The 26,582-nt window shown below is 74.5% G+C and carries 29 protein-coding genes; 11 read left to right on the forward strand and 18 right to left on the reverse strand.

Annotated features, from left to right (window positions below):
* Positions 1-59 precede the first annotated feature (59 nt).
* The 3 genes from LY71_RS03230 to LY71_RS03240 are packed head-to-tail and all read right to left on the reverse strand — an operon-like array spanning position 60 to position 3,183.
* Positions 60-1,085, reverse strand: coding sequence for a class I SAM-dependent methyltransferase (locus LY71_RS03230; protein ID WP_106275544.1), 1,026 nt, complete (start codon positions 1,083-1,085; stop codon positions 60-62).
* Complete coding sequence (locus LY71_RS03235) at positions 1,082-1,996, reverse strand: hypothetical protein (protein WP_170121197.1); 915 nt, start codon at positions 1,994-1,996, stop codon at positions 1,082-1,084. Before LY71_RS03235 ends, LY71_RS03230 begins: the two co-directional genes overlap by 4 nt.
* Positions 1,993-3,183, reverse strand: a complete 1,191-nt coding sequence (locus tag LY71_RS03240; RefSeq protein WP_245887636.1) for an inositol-3-phosphate synthase — start codon at positions 3,181-3,183, stop codon at positions 1,993-1,995. The genes LY71_RS03235 and LY71_RS03240 overlap by 4 nt, the downstream gene beginning before the upstream one ends.
* 240 nt (positions 3,184-3,423) lie before the next feature.
* On the opposite strand from LY71_RS03240, the gene LY71_RS03245 reads away from it, so the two are divergent.
* Together LY71_RS03245 and LY71_RS03250 are read left to right on the forward strand one after the other, a co-directional pair.
* Complete coding sequence (locus LY71_RS03245; protein ID WP_211297122.1) at positions 3,424-4,050, forward strand: LURP-one-related family protein; 627 nt, start codon at positions 3,424-3,426, stop codon at positions 4,048-4,050.
* Complete coding sequence (locus LY71_RS03250) at positions 4,047-4,817, forward strand: glycoside hydrolase family 16 protein (RefSeq protein WP_106275546.1); 771 nt, start codon at positions 4,047-4,049, stop codon at positions 4,815-4,817. The genes LY71_RS03245 and LY71_RS03250 overlap by 4 nt, the downstream gene beginning before the upstream one ends.
* A gap of 3 nt (positions 4,818-4,820) precedes the next feature.
* On the opposite strand, the gene LY71_RS03255 is transcribed toward LY71_RS03250, so the two are convergent.
* The 5 genes from LY71_RS03255 to LY71_RS03275 all read right to left on the reverse strand — a co-directional run bounded on the left by LY71_RS03255 (position 4,821) and on the right by LY71_RS03275 (position 9,459).
* Positions 4,821-5,366 (reverse strand): PaaI family thioesterase, encoded by a 546-nt coding sequence (locus LY71_RS03255; RefSeq protein WP_106275547.1) that lies wholly within the window; start codon positions 5,364-5,366, stop codon positions 4,821-4,823.
* Complete coding sequence (locus tag LY71_RS03260; protein ID WP_245887637.1) at positions 5,356-5,865, reverse strand: winged helix-turn-helix transcriptional regulator; 510 nt, start codon at positions 5,863-5,865, stop codon at positions 5,356-5,358. The genes LY71_RS03255 and LY71_RS03260 overlap by 11 nt, the downstream gene beginning before the upstream one ends.
* A 158-nt stretch (positions 5,866-6,023) precedes the next feature.
* Complete coding sequence (locus tag LY71_RS03265; protein WP_106275548.1) at positions 6,024-6,797, reverse strand: succinate dehydrogenase/fumarate reductase iron-sulfur subunit; 774 nt, start codon at positions 6,795-6,797, stop codon at positions 6,024-6,026.
* Positions 6,797-8,743 (reverse strand): fumarate reductase/succinate dehydrogenase flavoprotein subunit, encoded by a 1,947-nt coding sequence (locus LY71_RS03270; RefSeq protein WP_106275549.1) that lies wholly within the window; start codon positions 8,741-8,743, stop codon positions 6,797-6,799. The genes LY71_RS03265 and LY71_RS03270 overlap by 1 nt, the downstream gene beginning before the upstream one ends.
* A gap of 11 nt (positions 8,744-8,754) precedes the next feature.
* Positions 8,755-9,459, reverse strand: coding sequence for a succinate dehydrogenase cytochrome b subunit (locus LY71_RS03275; protein WP_245887638.1), 705 nt, complete (start codon positions 9,457-9,459; stop codon positions 8,755-8,757).
* A 154-nt stretch (positions 9,460-9,613) separates the two neighbouring features.
* Between LY71_RS03275 and LY71_RS03280 the strand changes: the two genes are divergently transcribed.
* From LY71_RS03280 to LY71_RS03290, 3 genes are all read left to right on the forward strand, one after another.
* Positions 9,614-10,222, forward strand: a complete 609-nt coding sequence (locus LY71_RS03280; RefSeq protein ID WP_106275550.1) for a sulfite oxidase-like oxidoreductase — start codon at positions 9,614-9,616, stop codon at positions 10,220-10,222.
* A gap of 154 nt (positions 10,223-10,376) precedes the next feature.
* Positions 10,377-11,036 (forward strand): FAD-binding oxidoreductase, encoded by a 660-nt coding sequence (locus LY71_RS03285; protein ID WP_245887639.1) that lies wholly within the window; start codon positions 10,377-10,379, stop codon positions 11,034-11,036.
* 37 nt (positions 11,037-11,073) lie between these two features.
* Positions 11,074-11,628, forward strand: coding sequence for a GNAT family N-acetyltransferase (locus LY71_RS03290; protein ID WP_106275551.1), 555 nt, complete (start codon positions 11,074-11,076; stop codon positions 11,626-11,628).
* A 70-nt stretch (positions 11,629-11,698) separates the two neighbouring features.
* Here LY71_RS03290 and LY71_RS03295 read toward each other — a convergent pair whose 3' ends face one another.
* Positions 11,699-12,400 carry a monooxygenase gene (locus tag LY71_RS03295; protein WP_106275552.1) on the reverse strand — a complete coding sequence of 234 codons (702 nt, stop codon included), beginning with the start codon at positions 12,398-12,400 and terminating at the stop codon, positions 11,699-11,701.
* Between the two features lie 23 nt (positions 12,401-12,423).
* On the opposite strand from LY71_RS03295, the gene LY71_RS03300 reads away from it, so the two are divergent.
* Positions 12,424-13,245 carry a formate/nitrite transporter family protein gene (locus LY71_RS03300; RefSeq protein ID WP_106275872.1) on the forward strand — a complete coding sequence of 274 codons (822 nt, stop codon included), beginning with the start codon at positions 12,424-12,426 and terminating at the stop codon, positions 13,243-13,245.
* Between the two features lie 12 nt (positions 13,246-13,257).
* Here the strand turns inward: LY71_RS03300 and LY71_RS03305 are convergent, their stop codons facing one another.
* Entirely contained in the window at positions 13,258-14,400 is a 1,143-nt protein-coding gene (locus tag LY71_RS03305; RefSeq protein ID WP_170121198.1) for a serine hydrolase domain-containing protein, read from the reverse strand.
* Positions 14,401-14,453: 53 nt separating this feature from the next.
* Here LY71_RS03305 and LY71_RS03310 point away from each other — a divergent pair, with 53 nt between their 5' ends.
* Positions 14,454-14,810, forward strand: coding sequence for an iron chaperone (locus LY71_RS03310; protein ID WP_106275554.1), 357 nt, complete (start codon positions 14,454-14,456; stop codon positions 14,808-14,810).
* Here LY71_RS03310 and LY71_RS03315 read toward each other — a convergent pair.
* Both LY71_RS03315 and LY71_RS03320 read right to left on the reverse strand, forming a co-directional pair.
* Positions 14,732-15,319 (reverse strand): DUF1990 domain-containing protein, encoded by a 588-nt coding sequence (locus LY71_RS03315; RefSeq protein ID WP_106275555.1) that lies wholly within the window; start codon positions 15,317-15,319, stop codon positions 14,732-14,734. The genes LY71_RS03310 and LY71_RS03315 overlap by 79 nt on opposite strands.
* 63 nt (positions 15,320-15,382) lie before the next feature.
* Positions 15,383-17,572, reverse strand: coding sequence for an MMPL family transporter (locus tag LY71_RS03320; RefSeq protein ID WP_106275556.1), 2,190 nt, complete (start codon positions 17,570-17,572; stop codon positions 15,383-15,385).
* Positions 17,573-17,873: 301 nt separating this feature from the next.
* Here LY71_RS03320 and LY71_RS03325 point away from each other — a divergent pair, with 301 nt between their 5' ends.
* Both LY71_RS03325 and LY71_RS03330 read left to right on the forward strand, forming a co-directional pair.
* Positions 17,874-18,728 (forward strand): HipA family kinase, encoded by an 855-nt coding sequence (locus LY71_RS03325; RefSeq protein ID WP_106275557.1) that lies wholly within the window; start codon positions 17,874-17,876, stop codon positions 18,726-18,728.
* The gene (locus LY71_RS03330) at positions 18,725-19,117 is read left to right on the forward strand and encodes a DUF3037 domain-containing protein (protein WP_106275558.1); all 393 of its coding nucleotides are present in this window, start codon (positions 18,725-18,727) and stop codon (positions 19,115-19,117) included. The genes LY71_RS03325 and LY71_RS03330 overlap by 4 nt, the downstream gene beginning before the upstream one ends.
* 6 nt (positions 19,118-19,123) lie before the next feature.
* Here the strand turns inward: LY71_RS03330 and LY71_RS03335 are convergent, their stop codons facing one another.
* The 5 genes from LY71_RS03335 to LY71_RS03355 all read right to left on the reverse strand — a co-directional run bounded on the left by LY71_RS03335 (position 19,124) and on the right by LY71_RS03355 (position 23,314).
* Positions 19,124-19,417 (reverse strand): 4a-hydroxytetrahydrobiopterin dehydratase, encoded by a 294-nt coding sequence (locus tag LY71_RS03335; RefSeq protein ID WP_106275559.1) that lies wholly within the window; start codon positions 19,415-19,417, stop codon positions 19,124-19,126.
* A 22-nt stretch (positions 19,418-19,439) separates the two neighbouring features.
* A complete protein-coding gene (locus LY71_RS03340; RefSeq protein WP_106275560.1) occupies positions 19,440-20,150 on the reverse strand; it encodes a phosphoadenylyl-sulfate reductase in 711 nt (236 codons plus the stop codon).
* 169 nt (positions 20,151-20,319) lie between these two features.
* Complete coding sequence (locus tag LY71_RS03345) at positions 20,320-22,008, reverse strand: nitrite/sulfite reductase (protein WP_106275561.1); 1,689 nt, start codon at positions 22,006-22,008, stop codon at positions 20,320-20,322.
* 230 nt (positions 22,009-22,238) lie between these two features.
* A complete protein-coding gene (gene cysC, locus LY71_RS03350) occupies positions 22,239-22,793 on the reverse strand; it encodes an adenylyl-sulfate kinase (RefSeq protein WP_106275562.1) in 555 nt (184 codons plus the stop codon).
* 44 nt (positions 22,794-22,837) lie between these two features.
* On the reverse strand, positions 22,838-23,314 hold the full coding sequence (locus tag LY71_RS03355; RefSeq protein ID WP_106275563.1) for an RrF2 family transcriptional regulator: 477 nt from the start codon (positions 23,312-23,314) through the stop codon (positions 22,838-22,840).
* Positions 23,315-23,374: 60 nt separating this feature from the next.
* Here LY71_RS03355 and LY71_RS23675 point away from each other — a divergent pair, with 60 nt between their 5' ends.
* Positions 23,375-24,139 (forward strand): NUDIX domain-containing protein, encoded by a 765-nt coding sequence (locus LY71_RS23675; RefSeq protein WP_211297123.1) that lies wholly within the window; start codon positions 23,375-23,377, stop codon positions 24,137-24,139.
* A 134-nt stretch (positions 24,140-24,273) separates the two neighbouring features.
* On the opposite strand, the gene LY71_RS03365 is transcribed toward LY71_RS23675, so the two are convergent.
* Positions 24,274-24,444, reverse strand: a complete 171-nt coding sequence (locus LY71_RS03365) for a CsbD family protein (RefSeq protein WP_106275564.1) — start codon at positions 24,442-24,444, stop codon at positions 24,274-24,276.
* A 365-nt stretch (positions 24,445-24,809) separates the two neighbouring features.
* On the opposite strand from LY71_RS03365, the gene LY71_RS03370 reads away from it, so the two are divergent.
* A complete protein-coding gene (locus LY71_RS03370; RefSeq protein ID WP_106275565.1) occupies positions 24,810-26,471 on the forward strand; it encodes a peptide ABC transporter substrate-binding protein in 1,662 nt (553 codons plus the stop codon).
* The last annotated feature ends 111 nt before the right edge of the window (positions 26,472-26,582 follow it).

The following is a 26,582-nucleotide window of genomic DNA, read 5'->3' on the forward strand; positions in this document are numbered from 1 at the left end:
CGTGGCGATCGGCGCCTGATGGCCACGAGAGCGCCGATCTCGCAGGGAGGACCGGGGACTCACCATGCCTCCGGGAGGTCGACGAGCAGCCGGCGACGGGCGGCGTCGGCGGGCAGCGGGTCGGGCCAGCGCGCCGGCAGGTACGCCGAGCGCGGGCCGTACTCGGCGGCGTAGCGCTCGCTGGGCCAGGTCAGCACGCCGTCGCGGTAGAGCGGGTTGGGCGACAGCGGCGGCAGCGGCTCGCCGAGGTCGGCCGGGGCGGGCCCCAGCGGGTCGCCGGCCACCAGCGCCACCGCCTCGCTGGCGTGCAGGTCGGCGGGCGCGGACGGGCGCGGCGGACGGCCCTCGAGCAGCGACCGGGTGAGCTCGTCGTCGTCGTAGAGCAGGCCGGTGCCGAGCACCTCGGCGTAGCCCTCCGGTGTCAGCGGCTGCCCGTGCGGGTCGGCCACGTGCGCGTGCCCGACGACGACGGTCCCGCCGTCCCCGGCCAGCGCGCGCATCGCCGCCGCGGCCGCGGGCTTGTCGCGCAGGAAGTAGAAGGCGTCGTGGCACATGACGTAGGCCGGGGTGCCGACGGCGAGGTCGGGCGCCGCGGTCAGGTCGGCGCACACGTAGCGCGCGCCGGGGCAGACGAACCGCCGCGCCAGCCAGAGCTTGGCCCACACGACGTCGACGCCGAGCAGGTCGCCCGCGCCCCGCCGCGACAGCTCGCGCAGGTGCGCGCCGGTGCCGCAGGCGACGTCGACCACCGGCCGCCCGCCGGGCCAGTGCGCCTGCAGCAGCGCGAGCCCCGCCAGGTGGGTCGGGTCGGACCAGCGGTGGGCGAAGTAGTCGGCCACCCGCCCCATGCCGAGCAGCGCCATCGCCTCGCGCAGCGTCCGCGCGGCCGGGACGCGGGCCAGCTGATCGGGCGGGGGCGGCGGCTCGGTCCACCAGTCGTCGGCGTCGGCGAACAGCAGCACCCGCGCGCGGTCGGTCTCCCCGGCGGCGAGCAGCCCGGTGACCTCGGCGCGCAGGTCGTCGCGGCCGGCGCGGGCGAAGGGGATCCCGTCCACGACGGGCGCGTCGAGGAGCAGGCCGGTCACAGCCCGGCCGCCGCCAGGACGTCGAGGTGGTAGCTCTGCACCGGCCCGGCGTGCACCAGCTCCAGGTCGTCGAGCGCCTGCGACGCGGTGAACGCCGCCGCCCGCGCGTGGTGGTGCACCTGCAGCACCCGGTCGAGGACGTCGGCGGCGTGGAAGGCCCGCGCCTCCGGGACGTCGGCGCCCGGCCGCAGCGCCAGCACCTCGCGCAGCCGGCCGGCCAGCGGGCCGGGCAGCGCGGCCAGCTCGCGCTCCTCCAGCGTGGCCATCACCCGCTCCAGCGCGTCGCCGAGCAGCACCTCCCCGGCGAACCCCGCGTCGGGCAGCACGACGTTGTGCAGGTGGTGTCCCAGGCCCAGCAGGAACGGCGCCACCGGGTCGGCGCCGACGACCGGTGCCACCAGCGCGCCGTAGACCGCGACGGTGAGGCAGTGGTCCCCGTGGCTCTCCGGCGGCTCGATCACGATCCGCGCGACGCCGGGCGCGGTGGCCCCGGCGCGCGGCTGGCCGTTGAGCGCCGCGGCGAGGTCCGGCGCGGAACCGGTCGCCGGCAGCGGCCCCAGCGCCGCCCGCAGCCGCTCGCGCAGCTCCGGGTCCAGCGGGCCGGCGACCTCGTCGAAGCCCCGGTGCAGCACCTCGAGCGCCTCGGCGTCCGACAGCCCGGCCGTCGTCAGCACCCCGGCGTCGATGCCGGCCAGCCGGGCGCGGGCGACGGCGGCCGCCGTCTCCGACTCCGCGACGGCGGCGACGTCCTCGCCGGCCACCAGCCGCGCCCACGCGCGGGCGAAGGCCTGCTCGGCCAGCGAGCCGGGGACGCCGGAGACCCGGACGCGCTTGGCGTCGCCGATCTCGGCGAGCAGCGGTCGCAGCCCGGCGAGCGCCTGCAGCGTCCCGGGGGAGGCGAGCGCGGTCACCGGGAGGGAGTGCCGGCGGCCAGCCAGTCGAGCAGCGCGGACTCCTGCCGGTGGAAGGCGTGCTCGGGCACGCTCCCGTCGGCGGTCATCGGGGCCTTGAAGAACCAGCCCAGCTGCCGCTGCACCCCACCCTCGCCGCGCTGTTGCGCGAGGTCGGTGAGCCGGGCCAGCTCCAGCGCCAGCGGGGCGGCGAGGATGGAGTCGCGGCACTGGAAGTCGACCTTGACCTGCATGCGCTGGCCGAGGAAGCCGACCAGGTCGATGGCGTCCCAGGCCTCCTTCTGGTCGCCGCGCGGCCGGTAGTAGTCGATGCGGACGACGTGGTCCTCGACGGGGTAGCCCAGGATCGAGTCGAGCACGCTGCCCTTGGTGTTCAGCTTGCTCGCCAGCGAGTCGGGGTCGTCGAGGGCCAGGCCGTCGCGGTTGCCGAGGATGTTGGTGGAGTACCAGCCCTCGACGGTCAGCGAGCGGGCGCGGAAGGCCGGCGCGAGGACGGTCTTCATCATCGTCTGGCCGGTCTTGCCGTCCTTGCCGGCGACCGGCACATCGCGGGCCTCGGCGAACGCGACCAGGGCCGGGACGTCGGCGGCCAGCGACGGCGTGAAGTTGACGTAGCCGACGCCCTCGGCGATCGCCGCGTAGGCGTAGACCATCGCCGGGGTGATGGCGCGGTCGTCGGCGTCGAGCCCGGCCTCGAACGCCTCGATCGTCTGCAGCGCCTCCGCCGCCGGGTCGGGCCAGCGCTCGGTGGAGGCCAGGTTGACCAGCACCAGGCCGTCGAGGGACTCCTCCTCGCGGAAGCGGCGCAGGTCGGCGCGGACGGCGTCGACCTGCGCGCGGCGCGTCTCGGCCAGGACGACGTTGCCGCCGGTGACGTTGCGGCAGAAGTCGGCGTCTCCGGCCGCCGGCCAGGGCGTCACGGACGACAGCGCCGGGCCGGCCTCCTCCAGCTGGCGGGAGTCGAGCACGGCGTGCTGCTCGGCGGCCTTGCGCAGGTCGGAGCCGTCGAGGTCCCACCCGCGGACGACCAGCGAGTCGTAGGACACCAGGCCGGTGGTCTCCTCGACCGGTCCGCCGGCGACCTGCAGCCCGGCGAGCGGCAGCCCGTCGGTCCCGGCCGCCCCGGTGCGGACCAGCTCCAGACCGGCGACGGCGGTCGTCGCGACCGCACCTCCCAGCCCGACCACAGCGACGCCGACACGACGGGACTCCTGCGACAAGACGACCTCCCACCCTCGACGGGTGGACCTCCGCCACCCCCCCGACCGAGCCTGGCACAGCGTCCGCGGCCTCGCCGGGTGAGCGCCAGATTCTCGCCCGCAACCGAGTGGCCCCCCGTCCTCTGTGCAGGTAGGGGTGTCCGGGAGGCCCCGCGGGCGGACGGCCCGGGCCAGGATGGAGCCCCGCCCACCCGAGAGGAGCCCGCCGTGACCGTGCCGCCCGCCGCCCAGTCCCAGCCCTCTGCCGCGATGGTCGTGCCGCGCTTCGCCGTGCGCCAGCGGATCACCGTGATGGTCAACCGCTACGAGGTCCGGGCCGTACAGCCTGACGGCAGCGAGGGCCACCTCCTGGCCATGGCCCAGCAGAAGCGGCTCAAGCTCAAGGAGGAGGTGGTGTTCACCGCCGACGAGGCGCGGACCCGCCCGGTGTTCTCCTTCCGGGCCCGCCAGCGGCTCGACGTGCACGCCGAGCACGACGTCTTCGACGAGTACGGGCAGGTGCTCGGCTACTTCCGCAAGCGGTTCGGCGCCAGCCTGCTGCGCTCGACCTGGGAGCTGTCGGTGCCCGGCCTGCAGGCGATCGGCCGGGAGCGGCGGCCGTTCCTGGCCATCCTGCGGCGCATCTGGGAGTTCATCCCCTACCTCGGCGACGTCTGGGTGCCCTTCGTCTTCCACTTCGACTTCGTCGACACCGCCACCGGCGCGCCGGTGCTCGTCGTGGAGCGGCGCAAGAGCATCCGCGACCGCTACGACGTGCACGTCCCCGACCCGCGCCTGGACTTCCGGGTGGCCGCCTCGATGGCCGTGGCCCTCGACGCCCTGCAGAGCCGGTGACCGCCACCGCCGACCCCACCGGCGAGTTCACCGACGACTTCGACGGCGACGACCTCGACCGTGACGTCTGGGTCCCGCACTACCTGCCCCAGTGGAGCTCGCGGGCGGCCACCGCGGCGTGCTACGAGGTCCGCGACTCCTGCCTGCGGCTGTACCTGCCCGAGGAGGCGCCGCTGTGGTGTCCCGGCGACCACCCGCCGCTGCGGGTCTCGGGCATCCAGTCCGGCGTCTTCTCCGGGCCGGTCGGCAGCACGGTCGGCCAGCAACCGGCGCGGCCGGGTGCCGTCGTCCGCGAGGAGCAGCCGGCGCACTGGGGGTGGACACCCCGGTACGGGCGGCTGGAGATGCGGGCCCGGGCGACCGTGACGCCGCGGTCGATGGTCGCCTGGTGGCTGGTCGGCCTGGAGGACTCGCCGGAGCGGTCCGGCGAGCTGTGCGTGGTGGAGGTGTTCGGCGACGCCGTCGACCCGGTCGAGGGCGCCGCCGTCGGGATGGGCACCCACCCCTTCCGCGACCCGCGGCTGGCCGAGGACTTCGCCGCCCCCCGGCCGGGGATCGACGTGGCCGACTGGCACACCTACGCCGTCGACTGGCGCCCCGACGGCGCCGCGTTCGCCGTGGACGGGCGGGTGGTGCGCGAGGTCGCGGTCACCCCCGACTACCCGGTGCAGGCGATGCTCGCCGTCTTCGACTTCCCCGACGAGGCGGTGCCGGGGCAGCCCTACGTCGTCCCCGAGCTCGTCGTCGACCGGATCGGCGGCGGCTGAGCCTCAGGCCGGCAGCGGGAAGACCAGCAGCGAGCTCGACGCCGTCGCCACCTGCTTGCCGGCCGCGTCGAGCACCTCGCCCTCGGCGAAGGCGACCCGCCGGCCGGGCTTGACCACCCGGCCGATGGCGGTCAGCGGCCCGCTGGCCTGGGTCACCGCGCGCAGGTAGGTGACCTTCAGCTCGATGGAGGTGTAGCCGACGCCGTGCGGCAGCGTGGTGTGCACCGCGCACCCGGCCACGGAGTCCAGCAGCGTGCACACCAGCCCGCCGTGCACGACGCCGATCGGGTTGTAGACCGACTCGTCGACGGCGCAGCGGAACTCGACCCGGCCCTCCTCGACGACGACCATGTCCATCTGCACCAGCTGCGCGATCGGCGGGGGCGGCAGGAGGCCGTCGCGCACCGCCTGCAGCGCCTCCAGTCCCGAGCGCTCCCGCCCGCCGGCCGCGGTGACCATCGGGTCGTGCCAGCTGACGGTGCGCGTGCGCGGCTCGCCCCACGACTCGGGGCCGGCGGCCGGTGCCCCCGGGACGGCGTCAGTGCTCATGGCCGTGCTCCTCGGCGGGCAGGCCCGACAGCACCCGGCCGGCCGGGGTGAGGACGCGCTCGACCCGGCTCTCGTTGACCGGTTCGCCGCACGTCCGGCACACCCACGCGGCGTCGACGGGGTGCGCCTCGTGCCCGGCCGGCGCGTGCCGCAGGCGCACCGGCGGCTCCTCGGCGGCCCACCGGTCGCCCCACTGCAGCAGCGCCTGCAGCACCGGCAGCAGGTCGCGGCCCGACGCGGTGAGGTGGTAGCCCGACCGCGGCGGCGAGTCGCTGTACTGCCGCCGCTCCAGCACGCCGGCGGCGACCAGCGCGTTGAGCCGGGCGGTCAGCCGGTCACGGGGTGCGCCGGTGCCCCGGGCGATGTCGCTGAAGCGGTGGTTGCCCAGCGACACCTCCCGGACGACGAGCAGCGCCCACCGCTCACCCACCAGCTCCAGCGCGGCGGCGATCGAGCAGGGGCGCCCCGGGAGGGAGGCCAGGTCGAACGAGGCGGTCACGCCCGTCAGTTTGCCGGTCGAACCGACCGGGCGCCACCGTCCCGGGACACCGACGGGCGGGGACCCGTGGTGGGTCCCCGCCCGGTGGCGGTGGTGGAACGGGCCCCCTCGCAGGGCCCCACCGTGAGTTCGCGAGTGGTGGGGGCGAGGGGGTCCTGTCAGCTCTTGGGGCGTGCGCCGGCGCGCAGAGCGCCGAGCAGGTCGTGGTTGAGCCGCGAGATGTTCTCCATCGAGATGCCCTTCGGGCAGCTGGCGGAGCACTCACCGATGTTGGTGCAGCCGCCGAAGCCCTCGAGGTCCTGCTGGTGGATCATGTTCACCACGCGGTCGTTGCGCTCGGGCTGGCCCTGCGGCATGAGCCCCAGGTGCACGACCTTCGACGAGGTGAACAGCATCGACGAGGCGTTCGGGCAGGCCGCGACGCAGGCGCCGCAGCCGATGCAGGTGGCGGCGTCGAACGCGGCGTCGGAGTCCTTCTTGGCGACCAGGATCGAGTGCGCCTCGGGGGCGGTGCCGGTCGGGGCGCTGATGTAGCCGCCCGACTGGATGATCCGGTCCAGGGCCGACCGGTCGACGGCGAGGTCCTTGATGACGGGGAACGCCGTCGCCCGCCACGGCTCGATGTCGATCGTGTCGCCGTCCTTGAAGGACCGCATGTGCAGCTGGCAGGTGGTGGTCTGCGGGTGGTCGTCGAACAGCCCGTTGCCGTGCGCGCGACCGTTGATCATGACGCCGCAGGAGCCGCAGATGCCCTCACGGCAGTCGTGGTCGAAGGAGACCGGGTCCTCGCCGTCGAGGATGAGCTGCTCGTTGAGGACGTCGAGCATCTCGAGGAAGGACATGTCCGGCGAGACGTCGGTGACCTGGTAGGTCACCATCTTGCCCTTCTCGGCCGCACTCCGCTGGCGCCAGACACGCAGCTTGAGGTTCATTACTTGTAGCTCCGCTGGGCGAGGTGGACGTAGTCGAACTCGAGGGCTTCCTTGTGCAGGACGGGCGGGGCGCCTTCCGGCGTCCACTCCCAGGCCGCGACGTAGGCGTAGTTCTCGTCGTCGCGCAGGGCCTCCCCGTCGGGGGTCTGGCTCTCCGCCCGGAAGTGCCCACCGCAGCTCTCGTTGCGGTGCAGGGCGTCGACGCACATGAGCTCGGCGAGCTCGATGAAGTCGGCGACGCGTCCGGCGTGCTCGAGGCTCTGGTTGAACCGCCCGGCCTCGCCGGGCACCTTGACGTTCGTCCAGAACTCCTGCCGGATCTCGGGGATCCGGTCGAGGGCCTTGCGCAGGCTCTCCTCCGAGCGCTCCATGCCGCACAGGTCGAACATCAGCCGGCCGAGCTCGCGGTGGAACGACGCGGTGGTGCGGGTGCCGTTGATCGACAGCAGCCGCTCGGTCTGCGCCCGGACGCCCTCGAGGGCCTCGACGGCGGCCGGGTTGCCGGCGTCGACCTTCTCGAAGGGACCGCTGGCCAGGTAGTCGTTGATGGTGTTGGGCAGGACGAAGTAGCCGTCGGCCAGGCCCTGCATCAGGGCGCTGGCGCCCAGCCGGTTGGCGCCGTGGTCGGAGAAGTTGGCCTCGCCGATCACGAACAGGCCCGGGATGGTCGACTGCAGGTCGTAGTCGACCCACAGGCCGCCCATCGTGTAGTGGACCGCCGGGTAGATCCGCATGGGGACTTCGTAGGGGTCCTCACCCGTGATCTGGGCGTACATGTCGAAGAGGTTGCCGTACTTGGCCTCGATCGCCGGCCGGCCCAGCCGCTGCATGGCCTCGGCGAAGTCCAGGTACACGCCCAGGCCGTTGGGGCCGACGCCGCGGCCCTCGTCGCAGACGTTCTTGGCCTGCCGCGAGGCGATGTCGCGGGGGACCAGGTTGCCGAACGAGGGGTAGAGCCGCTCGAGGTAGTAGTCGCGCTCGTCCTCGGGGATCTGCCGCGGGTCGCGGTCGTCGCCGCGCTCCTTGGGCACCCACACCCGGCCGTCGTTGCGCAGCGACTCGCTCATCAGCGTGAGCTTCGACTGGTACTCGCCGTGCACCGGGATGCAGGTCGGGTGGATCTGCGTGTAGCAGGGGTTGGCGAACAGCGCGCCGCGCTTGTGCGCCCGCCAGATCGCCGTGGCGTTGGAGCCCTTGGCGTTCGTGGACAGGTAGAAGACGTTGCTGTAGCCACCCGTGGCCAGCACGACCGCGTCGGCGAAGTGGGTGCTGATCTCACCGGTGATGAGGTTGCGCGCGACGATCCCGCGGGCCCGGCCGTCGACGACGATCAGGTCGAGCATCTCGGTGCGCGCGAACTGCTCGACGGTGCCGGCCGCCATCTGCCGCTCCAGCGCCTGGTAGGCGCCGTAGAGCAGCTGCTGGCCCGTCTGGCCGCGGGCGTAGAAGGTCCGCGACACCTGGGTGCCACCGAAGGAGCGGTTGTCCAGCAGGCCGCCGTACTCGCGGGCGAAGGGGACGCCCTGGGCGACGCACTGGTCGATGATGTTGACGCTGACCTCGGCCAGCCGGTGGACGTTGTCCTCCCGGGACCGGAAGTCGCCGCCCTTGACGGTGTCGTAGAAGAGCCGGTGCACCGAGTCGCCGTCGTTGCGGTAGTTCTTGGCGGCGTTGATGCCACCCTGCGCGGCGACGCTGTGGGCGCGGCGCGGGCTGTCCTGGTACCAGAACGACTTGACCTTGTAGCCGGCCTCGCCGAGGGTGGCGGCGGCCGAGCCGCCGGCCAGGCCGGTGCCGACGACGATGACGGTCAGCTTGCGGCGGTTGGCCGGGTTGACCAGCTTCGCCCGGAAGCGGCGCTCGCTCCAGCGCTCGCCGATCGGGACGTCGCGCGGGGCCTTGGTGTCGGCGATGGGGTCGCCGACGGTGAACAGGTCGAGGGCCATGACGAGTGCTCCTACTCGATGATGCCGACGAGGACGCTGAGCGGCGGGATGAGGAAGCCCGCGGTCAGCACCACGGCGAACACCGTGGCGAAGGCGTTGACGGTGCGCTCGCGCGTCTTGTTGCTCTGCCCCAGCGTCTGGGTCGCGCTCCAGACGCCGTGCCGGAGGTGGAAGCCGAGGGCGAGCAGCGCGACGACGTAGACACCGACGACGATCGGGTTGGAGAACCCGGCGATCGCGCGGTCGTAGGGCGTCGCGTCGTGGCCGGCGGGGTTCGCCACACCGAACGTGAGGTCGAGGAGGTGGTAGACGACGAACAGGCCGAGGATGACGCCACCCCAGCGCATGGTCCGCGAGGCGTAGCTCTGCGCCACCTGCTTGCGGGCCACGTACTGCTGGGGGCGGGCGCGCTTGGCCTGGCGCCACAGCGAGATCGCCGCCCAGATGTGCGCGACCACGGCGGCCAGCAGGACGACGCGGATGATCCACAGGACGGTCTGTCCGGGGACGGCCGGCTCGCCGATGCGGCGGATCCACTCGGAGTACCCGTTGAAGGTCTCCGCGCCGGCGAAGAGCTTCAGGTTCCCCACCATGTGTGCGATCAGGTACAGGACCAGGATGATCCCGCTGACCGCCATCACGACCTTCTTGAAGACCGAGCTGGTCTTCGCTGCCTTCGGGGTCCTGCGCTGGCCCGAGTGCGTCACCGTCACCACGACTCAAAGTTAGGCTCCATATCCCCGTTGCGGCCACGTGAACACGCAGTGACTCGTCTCATGTAAGGGAACCCTCAGCGCAGGTCAGGACGTTGGTGGTCGCTCGCCGGGCGTGGCAGCGTTCCGGCACCACCACCCGATCGGAGGAGGACGCGTGGCAGGACCGACCCGGGGGTTCCTCGGCAGGCGGCGCGAGCGGGACCCGCGGCTGCCGCCCGGCCAGTACGACGTGGGCGGTGACTGGCCGGTGCTCACGGCCGAGCCGACGCCGCGCATCGCGCCGGAGACCTGGAGCATCACCGTCGACGGGCGCGTCGAGAGCCCGACGACGTGGACGTGGGACGACGTCCACCGGCTGCCGGCCTCGGACTACCGCGGCGACATCCACTGCGTGACGACGTGGTCGAAGTTCGACACCCACTTCGCCGGCGTCAGCGTCGACACGCTGCTCGAGGCCGCCCGGCCCACCGCCGACGCGCACTTCGTCATGGCGACGTCGAAGACCGGTTACACCACCAACCTGCCGCTGGAGGACGTCACCGGTGGCAGGGCGTGGATCGTCTGGGAGTTCGACGGCGAGCCGCTGCCGGTCGAGCACGGCGGCCCGGTGCGGCTGCTCGTCCCGCACCTCTACTTCTGGAAGAGCGCCAAGTGGGTCACCCGGCTGACCCTCCTCCAGCGCGACCAGCAGGGCTTCTGGGAGCAGAACGGCTACCACGACCGCGGCGACCCGTGGCGCGAGCAGCGCTACCAGGGTGACTGAGGAAGGACCCCACTGCCCCCCACCGCTCGCAGGCTCGCGGCGGGGCCCTGCAGCGGGGCCGACGGGTTCCTCACCAGGGCCGACGGATCTCTCACCGGGACGACGCCGGCTGCGGGAACCGGCCGGGGGCTGGCGGACCGCGACGGTGCGCGAGGTGGACCGGCCCACCCCGCGCACCGTCCGGCTGCGGCTGGAGGTGCCCGACCGGGTCGAGCACCTGGCCGGGCAGCACTACGTCGTGCGCCTGACCGCGGAGGACGGCTACCGCGCCCAGCGCTCGTACTCGCTGGCCTCCCCGCCGGGCGACCCGCTCGTCGAGCTGCTGGTTGAGCGGCTCGACGACGGCGAGGTGTCCGGCTACCTGGCCGACGTCGTCGAGCCCGGGGACACCCTCGAGGTGCGCGGGCCCATCGGCGGCTGGTTCGTCTGGGAGGGCGACGAGCCGGCGCTGCTGGTCGGCGGCGGTACGGGCGTCGTGCCGTTCGTGTCGATGCTGCGCACCGCCCGCGACCTCGGCCGCGCCGACCTGCTGCGGATCGCCGTCTCCACCCGCACGCTGGCCGACCTGCCCTACGCCGACGAGCTGCGCGGGGCCGGGGCGCTGGTGGTCACCACGCGGGAGGCCTCGGGCATCCGCCCGGCCGGCCGGCTCACCGCGCCGGACCTCGTGCCGCTGTGGGAGCCGGGGCAGACGGCCTACGTGTGCGGGTCGGCGTCCTTCGCCGAGGCCGCCAGCCAGCTGCTGGTGGGCCTCGGCGTGCCGGCCGCCGACATCCGGGTGGAGCGCTTCGGTCCCAGCGGCGCGTCCGGCTGAGCGGCCCCCGCCCGGTCGGTGACCGAGGTCGCCGACGATGATCGAGGCCATGCCGAGCGCCGAGCCGACCGCCGGGCCGACCCTCGAGGTGACCGCCGTCGACGCCGTCGACCCGGAGCTGCGCCGCCGGCTGCTGGCGTGCTGGACCGACGTCACCAACGCCGGCGGCGCGGTGGGCTTCGTCCCGCCGGTCACCCCCGACGACGTCGCCCCGGTGCTCGACGCGCTGCTCGAGCGGGTGCAGCAGGGCCGCGAGCGGCTGGTCGTGCTGCGGGTCGACGGCGAGCTCGCCGGCTGGGCGGTGCTGTCGCTGTCGCTGAGCCCGCTGCGCCGGCACTGGGCCACGGTGCTGCGCGTGCAGGTGCACCCGCTCCGGCAGGGGCAGGGGCTGGGCCGGGTGCTGCTGTCGGGGGTCCACGACGTGGCCCGCGCGCAGGGCCTGGAGATGCTGCACCTGACCGTGCGCAGCGGCTACGGCCTCGAGCGGTTCTACGCCGGCCTGGGCTACCGCGAGTTCGGCCGGATGCCCGGCGCCATCCGGGTGGCCCCGGGCGACGACCGCGAGGAGGTCCACCTGTTCGTGCGACTGTAGAAGGACCCCGGCGCCCCCCAGTCCTCGCTCCGCTCGGACCGGGACCCTGCGCCAGGGCCGTTCCAGGCCGTCACCCGAGGGGGTCGACGCCGTCGACGGTGCCCCGCGAGGACAGCACCGCGAGCCGGGCAAACAACTCCTCGGCGTACCAGCCCTCCTGCGCGGTCCGGGTGACCACCGCCGCGTGCGGCGCCCGGTCGTAGGCGAAGGCGTTGAGCGCCGCGGCGGAGTCCCAGACGCTGAAGGTGCCCTGCAGGCCCAGCGGCGCCTCGCCCACCCCGAGGGCCATCCGCAGCCCCGGCGCGGCGTGCAGGTCGGCCGACACCGGCGGCACCGCCGACCAGAACCGGGCCGCCCGGCGCAGCACCAGCCGGGCGCGGGTGACCGCCGCGACCGGCCCGTCCCAGCGCTGCGGCCGCGGCGAGCCGAAGGGCTCGCGGCCCGACCACCGGCCGCGCGCGGCCAGCGGGCGCAGCCGCGCCGACCACTCCTCGTCGGCGATGCGGCGCCAGCTCGCGGTGACCGGCCCGTCGTCGAGGGCGTCGGCGGCCGCCGCGTCGTCCCACACGGCCAGCAGGCCCCACCGGCGCGGGTCGGCGTCGCGGACGGTGAACGTGCGCCCGTCGCCGGTGCCCAGCAGCTTGGCGAAGCGCAGCCCCGGGGTCCGGGCCAGCGCCGGGCGGACCGACGCCATCCGCAGCACCGCGCGCGGCACCGCCCGGCCGGGGACGCCCCACAGGTGCAGCGTCACGAGCGGATCGGGTGGGGGCACGCCGCCGAGGGTAGGTGCGCACGGTGACCGACCAGCGCCGCGTCCAGCTCGGCGACACCGACGCCCCCGCCGAGGACGAGCTCGTCGAGGCCTTCGACCGGGTGGTGGGCCAGGGCGCCCAGCGGCTGCACCGCACCTGGCGGGAGGTGCTGACCACCGGCCTGGCCGGCGGTCTCGAGGTGTCCGTCGGGGTGCTGGCGCTGCTGGCCGTCTACGCCCAGACCGGGAGCCACCTGCTCGCGGGGCTGGCCTTCTCCGTCGGATTCATCGCCCTGCTGCTGGCCCGCAGCGAGCTGTTCACCGAGGGCTTCCTGCTGCCGGTGACCGCGGTGGTCGCCCGCCGGGCGAGCTGGGCGCAGCTGGCCCGCCTGTGGTCGGGGACCCTGGTGGCCAACCTGGTCGGCGGCTGGCTGTTCATGTGGGTGGTGGTGCACGCCTTCCCCGAGCTCGGGTCCACCGTCGTGGAGTCGGCGCGGCACTTCGTCGAGGCACCGCTGGACCTGCGCGCGCTGTGCCTGGCCTTCCTCGGCGGTGTCGCCATCACGCTGATGACCCGGATGCAGAACGGCACGGGCGCCGACGGCGTCAAGGTGGTCGCCGCCGTCGCCGGGGCGTTCGTCCTGGCCGGTCTGCAGCTGTTCCACTCGGTGCTCGACTCGCTGCTGGTCTTCGGGGCGATCCACACCGGCACCGCGCCGTTCGGGTACGGCGAGTGGCTGGCCTGGTTCTGGTACACCACGCTGCTCAACATGGCCGGCGGTCTGCTCGTGGTCACCCTGCTGCGCCTGGTGCGCAGCAAGGAGCTCATCGAGCGGGAGCGCGCGGCCGCGGCCGCCGAGGACTGAGCGCCGCGACGCCTACCGCGGGCCGAACGCCACCACCCGGAACGCGCCGAACAGCGCCGGGGGAGCGGGCGAGTCCCACATCTGGTTGGTGAGCAGCACCGCCGTCGTCCTGGTGACGGGGTCGGTCCACCAGGAGCCGCCCAGGCCGCCGTCCCAGCCGTAGGAGCCGGCGTGCCGGCCGCCGGGCTCGTCGGTGCGCCGGACGCCGAGGCCCAGTCCCCAGCCGCCGCCCTCGTCGTCGACCGGGCCGACCTGCTCGGTGAGCATCGCGCGCACGGTGTCCGCGCCGAGCACCGGCGCCCCGCCGGTCCGCAGCGCCCGGGCGAGGGCCGCGAGGTCGTCGACCGTGGACACCAGCCCGTCGGCGCCGTCGGGGAAGGCCGGCAGCGAGGCCCACTGGCCGTCGGCGGGGTCGTACACCCGGCGGGCGCCGGCGTCGTCCGGCGGGGTCCAGTGCGGCCCGAACCGGTCCCGGGCGTGCGCGGGCACGGCGAAGCCGGTGTCGGCCATGCCCAGCGGGGTGAGCACCCGCTCGGCGAGCACCTCGGGCAGCGGCCGGCCGGCGGCCCGGGCGACGAGCACGCCGAGCACGCTGGCACCCACGTGGTAGAGCCAGCGCTCGCCGGGCTGGTGGGCCAGCGGCACGGTGGCGACCCGGTGCAGCCACTCGTCGGTCGAAGGTGCGGCCTGCGGCGCCGGTGGCCCGGCGGGCAGGCCGGTCGCCGCCAGGGCGGCCACCGTGGGCGTCGGCCACGGCGCCGTGAAGTCGATGCCGAGGCCGAGGCGGAACGTGAGGACGTCGCGGACCGTGATCGGCCGCCGGGCGGGCACGGTGCCGGCGTCCGCGTCGGCGGGGTCGGCCAGCACCCGCCGCCCGGCGAGCTCGGGCAGGTGGCGGTCCACCGGCTCGTCGAGGGCGAGCGTGCCGCCCTCGACCAGCGCGAGCGCGGCGACCGCGACCACGGGCTTGGTCACCGAGGCGATGCGGAAGACCGCGTCCGGCGGGAGCGCGTCGTCCCCACCCGGGGTGTGCGCGCCGGCCGCGCCGCGGGCCACCTCCTCCCCGTCGCGCTCGACCCGCCAGGCCGCGCCCGGCACCGCGCCCGCGGCCACCGCCTGCGTGACGACCTGCTCGACGTCCCGTGCCAGCCCCATGCGGGGGTGACCGGAGCCGGGACACGGACTCATCGGTGCGGCACCATCCGGGCATGACCGCGCCCGGCACCGTCGAGGAGTACCTGGCCGCGCTGCCCGCGGAGGCGCGGGCGGTGCTCGAGCAGGTCCGCGCCGCCGTCCTGCGCGGCATGCCCGGCGCCACGGAGACCGTCCGCTACGGCATGCCCGCCGCGGTGCTCGGCACCCGGTACGGCCTGCACTACGCCGCCTGGAAGAAGCACGCCGCGCTGTACCCGGTGCCGGTGTTCGACGGTGACCTGGAGGCCGAGGTGGCGCCGCTGCGCTCCGGCAAGGACGCCGTCCACCTCCGCTACGGCCGCCCGGTACCCGGGGACCTGGTCGAGCGGATCGCGTCCGCGGTGGCCGCCCTCCGCAGGGACGACAGGTAGCGGCGGGTCGCCAGGCCCTGCACGAAGCGGCTCACCGGCGGCACCGCGCGGGCCGCCGGGGTGGCCAGCCGGGAGAACACCCGGATGGTCGCGACGACGTCGCCGGTGCCGGTCAGCCGCACGGTGAAGCGCTCCTCGCCGCTCTCCGGGTGCCCGGGCAGCGTGCCGTAGGCGAAGCCGCGCTCGTCGCCGGTGGTCCGCGCCCACACCACCCGGCACGGGATGTCGTAGCCCAGCCGGGGCAGTCCCGCGGTCAGGACGACGACCGTGCCCACCTCGCGGGGCGACCCGGTGGCGCGCACCCGCAGGCCCACGCTGCGCTGGGGCGCCCAGTCGAAGACGGCGGCGGCGACCCGCTCGAGCACCTCCCGGCCCGAGCCGACCACCGCGCTCTCCTCGCCGTGCAGGTAGCCGGCCGGCAGCTCGGCGTCCCCGGTGGCGCCGACCTCGGCGTAGGTGAGCGGGGTGTCCCGGAGGTCGGCCGGCGCGGTCGCGCGGAGGAGGCCCATGCGTCGATTCTGCGACGCTGCGCCGGGTCGGGCTCGTGACCTGCGGCAGGACGGGACCCCGGGTCAGCGTGCGCCGGCCAGCTGGCGGCCCTCGGCCAGCGGCTCGCCCTCGGACTCGCGGACGCCGTAGCGGGCGTAGAACCGGCCCAGCGGCTCCGGCGCCCACCAGTTCGCCCGGCCGAGGAGCCGCATGGTGGCCGGCACGAGCAGGGCCCGCACGACCGTCGCGTCGACCACGATCGCGATGAGCATCGCCACCCCGATCATCTTGATCAGGACGACGCCGGAGAGCGAGAAGGCGCCGATCACCACGACGAGCAGCAGCGCCGCGCTCGTGATGATGCCGCCGGTGCGCTGCAGCCCGGTGGCCACCGCGGCGGTGTTGTCGCCGGTGAGGTCGTACTGCTCCCGGATCCGGGACATGAGGAAGACCTCGTAGTCCATCGACAGCCCGAAGACGATGGCCAGCACCAGGATCGGCGAGGTGGCCTCGACGAACCCGGTCGGGGTGAAGTCCAGGAGCCCGGAGAGGTTCCCGTCCTGGAAGATCCACACCAGCGCGCCGAAGGAGGCGCCCAGGGACAGCACGTTCATCAGCACCGCCTTGACCGGCAGCACGACCGAGCCGAACGCCATGAAGAGCAGGACGAACGACGTCACCGCCACCAGGAGGGCCATCCACGGCAGCAGCTCGCCGAGGCTGTCGAGCAGGTCGGCGTACACCGCGCTGGTGCCGCCGACGAGGACCTCGGCGCCGTCCGGTGCGGGCACCTGCCGGACCGCCGCGACCAGGTCCCGGCCCTCGGTCCCCAGCGCGTTGACGTCGGCGGCGACCACCACCCGTGCCGTGCTCCCGGCGATCTCGGCGACCGCGGCGCCGTCCACCCGGGGGACGGCGCCGACCGCGTCGACGTAGGACTGCAGCGCCGCGCCGCCCTCCGGGGTGTCGGCGGGACCGGGGAGGGTGAGCACCGCCTCGACCGGACCGGACGGGCTCGGCGGGAAGTCCTGCTCGATCGTCTCGGCGACGACCCGGCTCTCCGCGCCCTCGGGCATGGCGCGCACGTCGATGCCGCCGAACTCCGCGCGCGTGAACGGCAGGGCCAGCACGACGAGCACCGTCCCCACGACCAGCGTGTACAGGACCGGACGGCGCATGACGCTGTGCGCGATGCGGTACCAGACCCCGTCGCGCTCGACGTCGGCGTGCGCCGGGCGCCGTCGCCGAGGCAGGAGGCGCCGCAGCGACAGGGCGTCGACGCGCGGACCGAGGACGGCCAGCAGTGCCGGCAGCAGGGTGAGCGCGGCGAGCATCGCGATGAACACGGCGCTCATCCCGCCGAAGCCCATCGAGCGCAGGAACACCTGCGGGAAGACCAGCAGGCCGGCGAGCGAGACCGCCACGGTGACGCCGGAGACGGCGACCGTGCGCCCGGCGGTCGCCATGGTGCGGGCGAGCGCGTCCTCCACGGTGGCCTGCCGGCGGACCTCCTCGCGGAACCGGCTGACCACGAACAGCCCGTAGTCGATGGCCAGCCCGAGGCCGAGCACGGTGACCACGTTGACCGCGAAGATCGACACGTCGGTCACCAGCCCGAACGCCCGCAGGGCCGCGAACGAGCCGAGGATCGCCGTTCCCCCGATCGCCAGGGGCAGCGCGGCCGCGGCGAGGCCACCGAAGATGACGACGAGCAGGATCGCCAGGACCGGCAGCGAGATGGTCTCCGCCGTCGCGATGTCCTCGCTCACCAGCAGGTTCATGTCCCGGTTGAGGGTCACCTCCCCGCCGATCCGGGTGGTCAGCCCGGGGGCGGCCAAGTCGTCCTCGATGGCGTCGAGGACGTCCTCGCGCCCGTCCTCGTCGCCGCGCAGGCTGAGGACGGCGTAGGTGCTGCGCCGGTCCTCGCTCACCAGGAAGGCCGCGCCCGTGTCGTACCAGGACACCGTGCGCAGCACGTCGTCCCGGGGGAGGGCGTCGAGCGTGGAGGTGACCGCCTCGGCGTAGGCCGGGTCGTCGACCGTCATCCTGTCGCTGGAGTACAGGACGACGACGTCGGCCGCGCTGCGGCCTAGTTCCCGCTCGGCCACCTCGGCGGCCCGGGAGCTCTCGCTGTGGGGGTCGGCGAAGCCGCCGCCGGTCATCTGGCCGAAGACACCGGTGCCCCAGACGCCGGCGACGACGACGAACACCACGGAGAGCGCCAGGACCCAGCGGCGCCGGCGGTACACGGTGCGACCCAGTGCCTCGAACACGGACTCTCCCCGCTCTTGGTGGTGGCTGCTCAGGTGCCCGACGGGTGACGGCAGCCCGTCGCCGGCCGCGGTCGTCCCGGCGACACGGCGCCCGTCGGCTCGGCGGTGCAGCCGTCGCAGTCCTCGTCCACGTCCGCCCCCGCGTCCGCTCCGGCCGGACCGGCCACGACGGCGGTCCCGGCGTCGGGACGGGAGCATGACGGCCCGACCCGCCGCAGGGAACGGGGTACGGCACGGCTCCCGGGTCGACGACGGCCGGCCCGGGGGAGCGGACGTCGGGCACCGGTAGGTTGACGCCACTGTGCTGCCCGCCGTCACCGCCACCCGCTACGTCACCCCGCTGCGCGAGGGTGGCTCGCTGCCCGGGCTCATGGAGGCCGACGACCTGGGCACCTACGTGGTCAAGTGGCGCGCCGCCGGCCAGGGCGTGCGGGTGCTCGTGGCCGAGGTCGTCTGCGGGGAGCTCGCCCGAGCGCTGGCCCTGCCGGTGCCCGCGCTGGTCACCGTCGACGTCGCCCCGGAGCTGGCGGTGGGGGAGCCCGACCCCGAGGTGCAGGAGCTGCTGCAGCGCTCGGCGGGGCCGAACCTCGGGCTGGACTACCTGCCCGGCGCGCTGGACTTCGAGGCTGGCGCCGGCCAGGTGGACGCCGAGCTGGCCGGCCGCGTGCTGTGGTTCGACGCGCTGGTGGGCAACGTCGACCGCTCCTGGCGCAACCCGAACATGCTGTTCTGGCACGGCCGGCTGCAGCTGATCGACCACGGCGCGGCGCTGACGTTCCACCACTCCTGGCCGGGGGCGCAGGCCGCCGTCACCCGGGCCTACGACGCCTCGCAGCACGCGCTGCTCGAGTGCGAGCCCGACGTGCGCGCCGCCGACGCCGCGCTCGCGGGCCGGGTCACCCGCGCCCTGCTCGACGGCGTGCTCGGCCAGGTGCCCGACGACTGGCTGGAGGGTCCCTCGCCCGACGACGCCCCCGACGACGTCCGCGCGCGCTACGCCGACCAGCTGCTGGCGCGCCTGGCCGCGCGCGACGCGTGGCTGCCCGGGGTGGTGGCCGCGGCCGCCGCCGGGGGCAGCCGGCGCCGGGCGCCGCGCGGGGAGAACCGCCCCGCCTGGCTCGGCCCGCCGCCACCGCCCGGGGTGCGCCAGCGGTGAGCCGGGAGACCTTCGAGTACGCCGTGCTGCGGGTGGTGCCGCGGGTGGAGCGGGGCGAGGTGCTCAACGCCGGCGTCCTCGTCTACTGCCGCCGGCGCGACTACCTGGGCAGCCGCGTGCACCTCGACGCCGACCGGCTGCGCGCGCTGGACCCGACCGCCGACCCCGAGGCGATCGGCCGGGCGCTGCAGGCCGCCGCCGACGTCTGCGCCGCCGACCCCGCCGCGGGGGCCGCCGGCCGCGAGGCGCTCGGCTCGCGGTTCCGCTGGCTGACCGCGCCGCGCAGCACGGTGGTGCAGCCCGGGCCGGTGCACACCGGCCTGACCGAGGACCCCGACGCGGAGGCCGACCGGCTGCTGCGGCTGCTGGTGCTCCCGGTCGAGGACTGAACCGGCTCAGCCCGGGAGCAGCGCGTCGATCCGGCGGGCCAGCTCGAGGTCGAGCTCGCTGACCCCGCCGGCGGAGTGGCTGACCAGCGTCAGGTGCAGGGTGCGCCAGCGCAGGTCGACGTCGGGGTGGTGGTCCATCGCCTCCGCGGCGAAGCCGATCCGCACGACCGCGGCCACGGCGTCGGCGAACGAGGGCAGCTCCACGCTGCGCCGCAGCCCGTCGGCGTCGCCGGACCACCCCGGCAGCTCCGCGAGCGCGGCGGTGACGGCGTCGGGGGACAGGCGCGGAGGTCGGGGCACCCCGCCATCCTGCCGTCCTGGGTCAGGAGTGCAGGCCGCACTCGGTCTTGCCGCGGCCGGCCCAGCGCCCCGCACGCGGGTCCTCACCGGGGGCCACGGGGCGGGTGCACGGCGCGCAGCCGATCGAGGCGTAGCCGATCTCCTGCAGCGGGTTGACCGGCACCTGGTGCTCGGCGACGTAGGCGTCGACGTGCTCCTGCGTCCAGGCCGCGAGCGGGTTGACCTTGACCATCCCGCGCTTGGCGTCCCAGTCGACGACCCTCGTGCCCGCGCGGGTCGCCGCCTCGTCGCGGCGCACGCCCGAGCCCCAGGCGGTGTAGCCGGCCAGCGCCTGCGCCAGCGGCTGCACCTTGCGCAGCGCGCAGCACAGGTCGGGGTCGCGCTGGTGCAGGTCGGGCCCGTGCTCGGCGTCCTGCTCGGCCACCGTCCGCGGCGGCGTCACGTTCACCAGGGTGATCGGCATGACCGCGCTGACCCAGTCGCGGGTGCCGATCGTCTCGGCGAAGTGGTAGCCGGTGTCGAGGAAGACCACGTTCACCCCGGGGACGGCGCGGCCGGCCAGGTGCGCGAGCAGCCCGTCGGCCATCGACGAGGTGATCGCGAAGTCGTCGCCGAAGGTCTCCCCGGCCCACCGCAGGACGGCCAGTGCCTGCTCGACGGGGTCGGCGATGCCCTCGAAGCGGGCGTCGGCCTCGGCGGCGAGCTCCGGCGTGGGCCGGACGGCGGTCGTCATGGTTCCCGTACTCCTGTCCCGGTGAGCCGGACGGTGAAGGTCCGCAGGCACGCGGCGCAGTGCCAGCCGCCCTCGTCCCCGTGCGGGGTCAGCTCCTCGTCCCCGCAGTACGGGCAGTGGAACACGGGCAGCGGGCGCTGCCTTCCCGAGGGAGACGGCCGACCCTCGGTCACAGCAGCCAGGCCTCCTCGGCGCGCGAGACGTAGTGCGCGAAGGACTCGCCCGCGGTGCGCCGCTCGAGGAACCCGCGCAGCACCCGCTCGCAGTAGTCGGCGGTCTCGGCCTTGGTCACCTTGTGGCCGCGGAACTTGCGGCCGAAGGTCGCCTCCACGCCGAGGTGGCCGCCGAGGTGCACCTGGAAGCCCTCGACCATCTCGCCGTTGTCGTCGCGGACCATCGAGCCCTTGAAGCCGATGTCGGCGGTCTGGAACCGCGCGCAGCTGTTCGGGCAGCCGTTGACGTTGATGCCGATGGGGGTGTCGAAGTCCGGCAGCCGCTTCTCCAGCTCGGCGTACAGGTCCTGCGCGTGCTGCTTGGTCTCGACGATCGCGAGCTTGCAGAACTCCAGGCCGGTGCAGGCCATCGTGCCGCGGCGGAAGGCGCTGGGCCGGACCTGCAGGTCGTGGGCGGCGAGCGCGTCGACCAGCGCCTCCACCCGCTCGTCGGGCACGTCGAGGATGACCAGCTTCTGCTGCGTCGTCGTCCGGATGCGCCCCTGCCCGTACTCGTCGGCGAGGTCGGCGATCGTGGTGAGCAGCGAGCCGCTGATCCGCCCCGTGCGCAGCGCGAAGCCGACGGCGTTGCGGCCGTCCTTCTGCTTCGAGACGCCGACGTGGTCGCGCTGGTCGTGCTTCGCCGGGGCGGGCGCCGGGCCGTCGGGCAGCTCCGTCTTGAGGTACTCGTCCTGCAGCACCTGGCGGAACCTCTCCGGGCCCCAGTCGGCCATGAGGAACTTGATGCGGGCGCGGTTGCGCTGCCGGCGGTAGCCGTAGTCGCGGAAGATCGCGGTGCAGGCCGCCCAGACGTCGGTGACCTGGTCGGGCCGGACGAAGACGCCGATCCGCTGGGCGAACATCGGGTTGGTCGACAGGCCGCCGCCGACCCACAGGTCGTAGCCGGCCTCGCCGTCCTCGTTGCGCACGCCGACGAAGGAGACGTCGTCGATCTCGGGCTCGGTGCAGTGGTCGACGCAGCCGGACATCGACGTCTTCCACTTGCGCGGCAGGTTGCTGAACTCGGGGGAGCCGACGTACTTCTCGACGGTTTCGGCGATGACGTCGGTCGCGTCGATGACCTCGTCCTCGAGGATCCCGGCCAGCGGGCAGCCGAGCATGACGCGCGGGACGTCGCCGCAGGCCTCCATCGTGCTGAGGCCCACCGACTCCAGCCGGCGCCAGATCTCGGGCACGTCCTCGATGCGGATCCAGTGGTACTGCACGTTCTGCCGGTCGGTGACGTCGGCGACGTCGCGGCCGAACTCGGTGCTGATGCCGCCCAGCACCCGCAGCGCGTCGCTGGTCAGCTGACCGCCGTCGATGCGGGCCCGCATCATGAAGTACGAGTCCTCGAGCTCCTCGGGCTCCAGCACGGCGGTCTTGCCGCCGGGGATGCCCTGGGCGCGCTGGGTGTAGAGACCCATCCAGCGCATGCGGCCGCGCAGGTCGCTGGGGTCGATGCCGCCGAAGCCGGTGTGCGCGTAGATGTCGAGGACGCGCTGGCGGACGGTGAGGCCGTCGGCGTCCTTCTTCATCCGCTCGTTGGGGTTGAGCGGCTCCCGGTAGCCCAGTGCCCACTGGCCCTGGCCGCGCTGGGGGGTGTCGCGGCGCGGCGGTCGGTTGGTCGTACGGGGGGTGGTCACGGTGGCACTTCCTCCTGCGCCGCCCGTCGCGGCGCCGGACCGGGACGGGGAGGGCGCTGCCGGATCGGGGGCGCAGCGGGTGCTGCGGGGGACCTCGGGTGTCAGCGCGCGGGGCGACAGACCGCGCTGCTCACCAGCGCCAGGTCGATGTGGCGGCGCGCGACGAGGAGCAGGGCGCGACCGGACACGCGCTCCATGGTCGCACACGCGCGGCCGTGGCCGCGGTCACGTCAGGCGGCCGACGAGGCGCCGCCACCGTCCATGGCCGCGCGGATCCGGGCCACCGACTCGGCCAGCGGGGTGACCGACGTGTCGATCACCAGCTCGGCGCGGGCGGGCGGCTCGTAGGGGTCGTCGACGCCGGTGAAGCCGGTGAGCTCGCCGGACCGGGCGCGGGCGTAGAGGCCCTTGACGTCGCGGGCCTCGCAGACCTCCAGCGGGGTGGCCAGGTGCACCAGCACGAACCGGCCGTGCCGCTCGACCAGGGCCCGGGCCTCCTCACGTGCCTGCTCGTAGGGGGCGATCGCCGCCACGACGACGGTGCCGCCGTGCCGGACCACCTCGCCGGCGACGAAGCCGATCCGCCGGATGTTGAGGTCGCGGTGCTCCCGGGAGAAGTCCAGCTCGCTGGACAGGTGGGTGCGGACGACGTCGCCGTCGAGGACCGTCACCGGCCGCCCCTCGGCCTCCAGCTCGGCGACCAGGGCGTCGGCCACGGTCGACTTGCCCGCGCCGGACAGGCCGGTGAGGAAGACGGTGACGCCACCGTGCTGCGCGCTGCTCACCCCCCGAGTCTCGCCCAGGGACGCCGCGCGCCGTCCCGCGGGGCTCAGTCGCGGGCGCGCTCGTCGCTGAAGGAGCGCCAGGCGCTCTCGACCGCGGCCAGCTCCGCCACGGGGTCGGGCAGCCGCCCGGCGACGACGTCGGCCAGCGTGACCTCCTCCAGCACCCGCCGGTAGGCGGCGCGGGCGGCGACCCAGACGCTGGCCAGCTCCGCGGCGGCGCCGGGGTAGCTGACGTCCTCGGGGCGCTGCCCGTGCACCTCGGCGAGGAAGCCCTGCTCCACCCGCATGACGCGGGCGATGGAGATCTCCGACGCCGGCAGCGCCAGGCGGTAGCCGCCCTCCCGGCCCCGCTGGCTGGTGACGAGGCGGGCGTGCTGCAGGTCGCCGAGGATGCCCTGCAGGAAGCGCGACGGGATGTCCTGCGCGGTGGCGATCCGGTCGCAGGTCAGGCTGCCCGGGGCCGCCGCGGCCAGCTCCAGGGCCGCGCGGACGGCGTAGTCGACCCGGGCCGTGATGCGCACCGTGCTCCCTCCTGCGGACTCTCCGGGAGCCCATCCTGCCCGGTCTGCGAGGGTGGCGGCGTGTACCGGCTGGCCTTCACCACGATCGTGGCCGCGCCGCTCACCGTCGCCTTCGACGTCGCCCGCGCCCTCGGGCGCCCCTGGCCGGTGCCGCTGGAGGAGGTCGAGTCGGTCCGGCCGGTCCGCGACGTGTACGCCGCCGGTCCCGGCGGGGCCTGGCGCTCGCTCGTGCACACCCGCCGGTTCACGGCCACCGGCGAGGGCACCCGCGTCGACGAGCAGGTCGACTGGGAGACCGCCCTGCCCGGTCCGCTGGGCGCGCTGGCCGACCGGACGGTGCTGCGCCGTCGGGTGGCCCGGTCGATGCGCCGGCACCTGGACGGCTACGCCGCGGCGGCGGCCCGGCAGGCGCTCGACGTCGTGCAGGTGGTGGGCGCGGCGATCGTGCGCGGCGACCGGGTGCTCGTGGCGCAGCGCGGTGGCACCGGTGCGCTGGCCGGCCGCTGGGAGTTCCCCGGCGGCAAGGTCGAGCCGGGGGAGGACGACCTGGCCGGCCTCGTCCGCGAGTGCGCGGAGGAGATGGGCGTCGCCGTCCTGCCGCAGGCCTTCCTCGGCGAGGTGCTCCTCGACGGCGCCGTCGCCGGTGGCGCCCCGGGCACCTCGACGCTGCGGCTGTGGTCGGCGCGCCTGGTACAGGGGGAGCCGGTGGCCCACGAGCACCGCGAGCTGCGCTGGGTGACCGCCGGGGAGCTCGACGCCCTGGACTGGATCCCCGCCGACCGCCCGCTGCTGCCCGCGGTCCGCGGACTGCTGACCGGCTCCTGACCCACCACGGGCGCCGCACCCGTGGGTGCGGCGCCCGTGGCGAGGTACTGGGACGGCCGCCGTCACAGCAGCCGAGCCCGGCCCCGCCCAGAGGCTCACCCCGAGCTTGCGAGGGGTGAGGGGGACGGGGTCCTTTATTTGAAGACGTCCTTGACCTTCTCGCCGGCCTGCTTGAGGTTGCCGGCGGCCTTGTCGTTGGCGCCCTCGGCCTGCAGCTCGCGGTCGCCGGTGGCCTCGCCGACCCGCTCCTTGCCCTCGCCGGACAGCTCCTGGACCTTGTTCTTGGCCTTGTCGATGCCGCTCACGGGTGAGCTCCTCTCCTCGGGTGAGCGACGGTTACCCAGGACCGGGCGGTCGGACACCCGGGTCCCCCCGAAGGCGTAAGTCCTGCGGGGGTATCGTCCTCGCGCCGCAACACCTGTCGTCCCGAGGGCGGCAGACCGCGGTCGTTGCGGCACGGAGTGCCGAGGTCGTGAGCCTGGGTCACAAATCGGTGACGGTCCCGGACGGTCGTGGACGGTCTCCACCGGGCGTGCCTAGGGTCGCGACCGGCGTTCCGGCCGTTGCGGGCGCCCCGTCCCGCAACACGCCGTTGCCCGGCCTCGCGCCGGGCTGCGCACCAACCAGTCCGTTCCCCCCGCACACACGCGGGTCGAGGGAGGCAACGCACGTGAAGTTGAGCAAGCGCCGGTCGGCGCTGGTCGCGGCCGGGATCTCCGGTGCGCTGCTGCTGTCCGCCTGTGGCGGCGGCAGCGACGACAGCAGCAGCTCCGGCGGCTCCGGTGCCGGCGCCGAGGGTGGCACCTTCAGCGTCTACATCGGCGAGCCCGAGAACCCGCTCGTCCCGGGCAACACCGCCGAGTCCGAGGGCGACCAGGTCATCAGCTCGCTGTGGACCGGTCTCGTGCGCTACACCGAGGAGGGCGAGGTCGACTACAGCGGCGTCGCCGAGTCGATCGAGTCCGAGGACAACACCACCTGGACCGTGACGCTCAAGGACGGCTGGACCTTCCACGACGGCACGCCGGTGGACGCCGCGTCCTTCGTCAACGCGTGGAACTACACCGCGTACAGCCCCAACGCCCAGGGCGCCGCGTCCTACCTCGCGCGCATCCAGGGCTACGACGACCTGCAGGCGCAGACCGACGACGCCGGCACCGTGACCGCCGAGCCGGTCGCCACCGAGATGAGCGGCCTGCAGGTGGTCGACGACCGGACCTTCACCGTGACGCTGTCCTCGCCGTTCTCCAACTTCCCGGCGATCACCGGCTACAACTCCTTCCACCCGCTGCCGCAGGCCTTCTTCGACGACCCCGAGGGCTTCGGCACCCGGCCGATCGGCAACGGCCCGTTCCAGGCCGAGGAGGACTTCGTCCCGGGCCAGGGCATCACCCTGACCCGCTACGAGGACTACGCCGGTGAGGACGCCGCCGTGGCCGACTCCGTCGAGTACGTCGTCTACGCCGACGTCAACACCGCCTACACCGACGTGCAGGCCGGCAACCTCGACATCGTCGACGTGATCCCGCCCGACGTCATCGAGTCGGCCGAGTCGGAGTTCGGTGACCGGTTCATCCGCACCGAGTCCTCGCAGATCACCTACCTCGGCTTCCCGACCTACGACGAGCGCTTCGCCGACCCGCGGGTCCGCCAGGCCATCTCGATGGCCATCGACCGGGAGGCGATCTCCGAGGCGATCTTCCAGGGCACCCGCGCCCCGGCCGACTCGTTCATCCCGCCGGTCATCGACGGCTACCGCGAGGGCAGCTGCACCGCCTGCGCCCTCGACGTCGACCAGGCCAACCAGCTGCTCGAGGAGGCCGGCTTCGACAAGAGCCAGCCGATCGACCTGTGGTTCAACGCCGGCGCCGGGCACGACGCGTGGATGGAGGCCGTGGGCAACCAGCTGCGCGAGAACCTCGGCGTCGAGTACACGCTGCAGGGCAACCTCGACTTCGCCGAGTACCTGCCGCTGGCCTCCTCGCAGGGCCTCACGGGCCCGTTCCGCATCGGCTGGAGCTTCGACTACCCCGCCGCGGACAGCTACCTGACCCCGCTGTTCACCCAGGCGGCGTTCGGGCCGGCCGGCTCGAACTACTCCTTCTACTCCAAGCCCGAGGTCGAGCAGCTGCTCGTCGCCGGTGACCAGGCGGAGAGCCCCGAGGCGGGCCTGGAGGACTACCAGGCGGCCGAGGACATCGTCGCCGAGGACATGCCGATGGCGCCCATGTTCTTCACCGAGATCCAGTCGGTGACCTCCGAGAACGTGAGCAACGTCCGGCTCGACCTCTTCCAGCGGATCGTCACCTCCGAGGTCACCGTCACCAGCTGACCTCACCCCGCAGGACCCGCACCACCCGCCGGGGGCGCCCGTCCTACCAGGACGGTCGCCCCCGGCGGCGCGTGTACCCGGACCCGCGGGCACGATGGACACCGGCGCCGC

Source organism: Geodermatophilus tzadiensis, from assembly GCF_003002915.1.
GTDB lineage: Bacteria > Actinomycetota > Actinomycetes > Mycobacteriales > Geodermatophilaceae > Geodermatophilus > Geodermatophilus tzadiensis.

Coding starts and splice junctions, on each gene's coding strand:
- LY71_RS03255 (WP_106275547.1), bottom strand. CDS start 5,366: ATGAGCACTGACGCCGTCCCGGGGGCACCGGCCGCCGGCCCCGAGTCG.
- LY71_RS03265 (WP_106275548.1), bottom strand. CDS start 6,797: ATGAACCTCAAGCTGCGTGTCTGGCGCCAGCGGAGTGCGGCCGAGAAG.
- LY71_RS03270 (WP_106275549.1), bottom strand. CDS start 8,743: ATGGCCCTCGACCTGTTCACCGTCGGCGACCCCATCGCCGACACCAAG.
- LY71_RS03290 (WP_106275551.1), top strand. CDS start 11,074: ATGATCGAGGCCATGCCGAGCGCCGAGCCGACCGCCGGGCCGACCCTC.
- LY71_RS03305 (WP_170121198.1), bottom strand. CDS start 14,400: ATGGGGCTGGCACGGGACGTCGAGCAGGTCGTCACGCAGGCGGTGGCC.
- LY71_RS03310 (WP_106275554.1), top strand. CDS start 14,454: ATGACCGCGCCCGGCACCGTCGAGGAGTACCTGGCCGCGCTGCCCGCG.
- LY71_RS03315 (WP_106275555.1), bottom strand. CDS start 15,319: ATGGGCCTCCTCCGCGCGACCGCGCCGGCCGACCTCCGGGACACCCCG.
- LY71_RS03340 (WP_106275560.1), bottom strand. CDS start 20,150: ATGACGACCGCCGTCCGGCCCACGCCGGAGCTCGCCGCCGAGGCCGAC.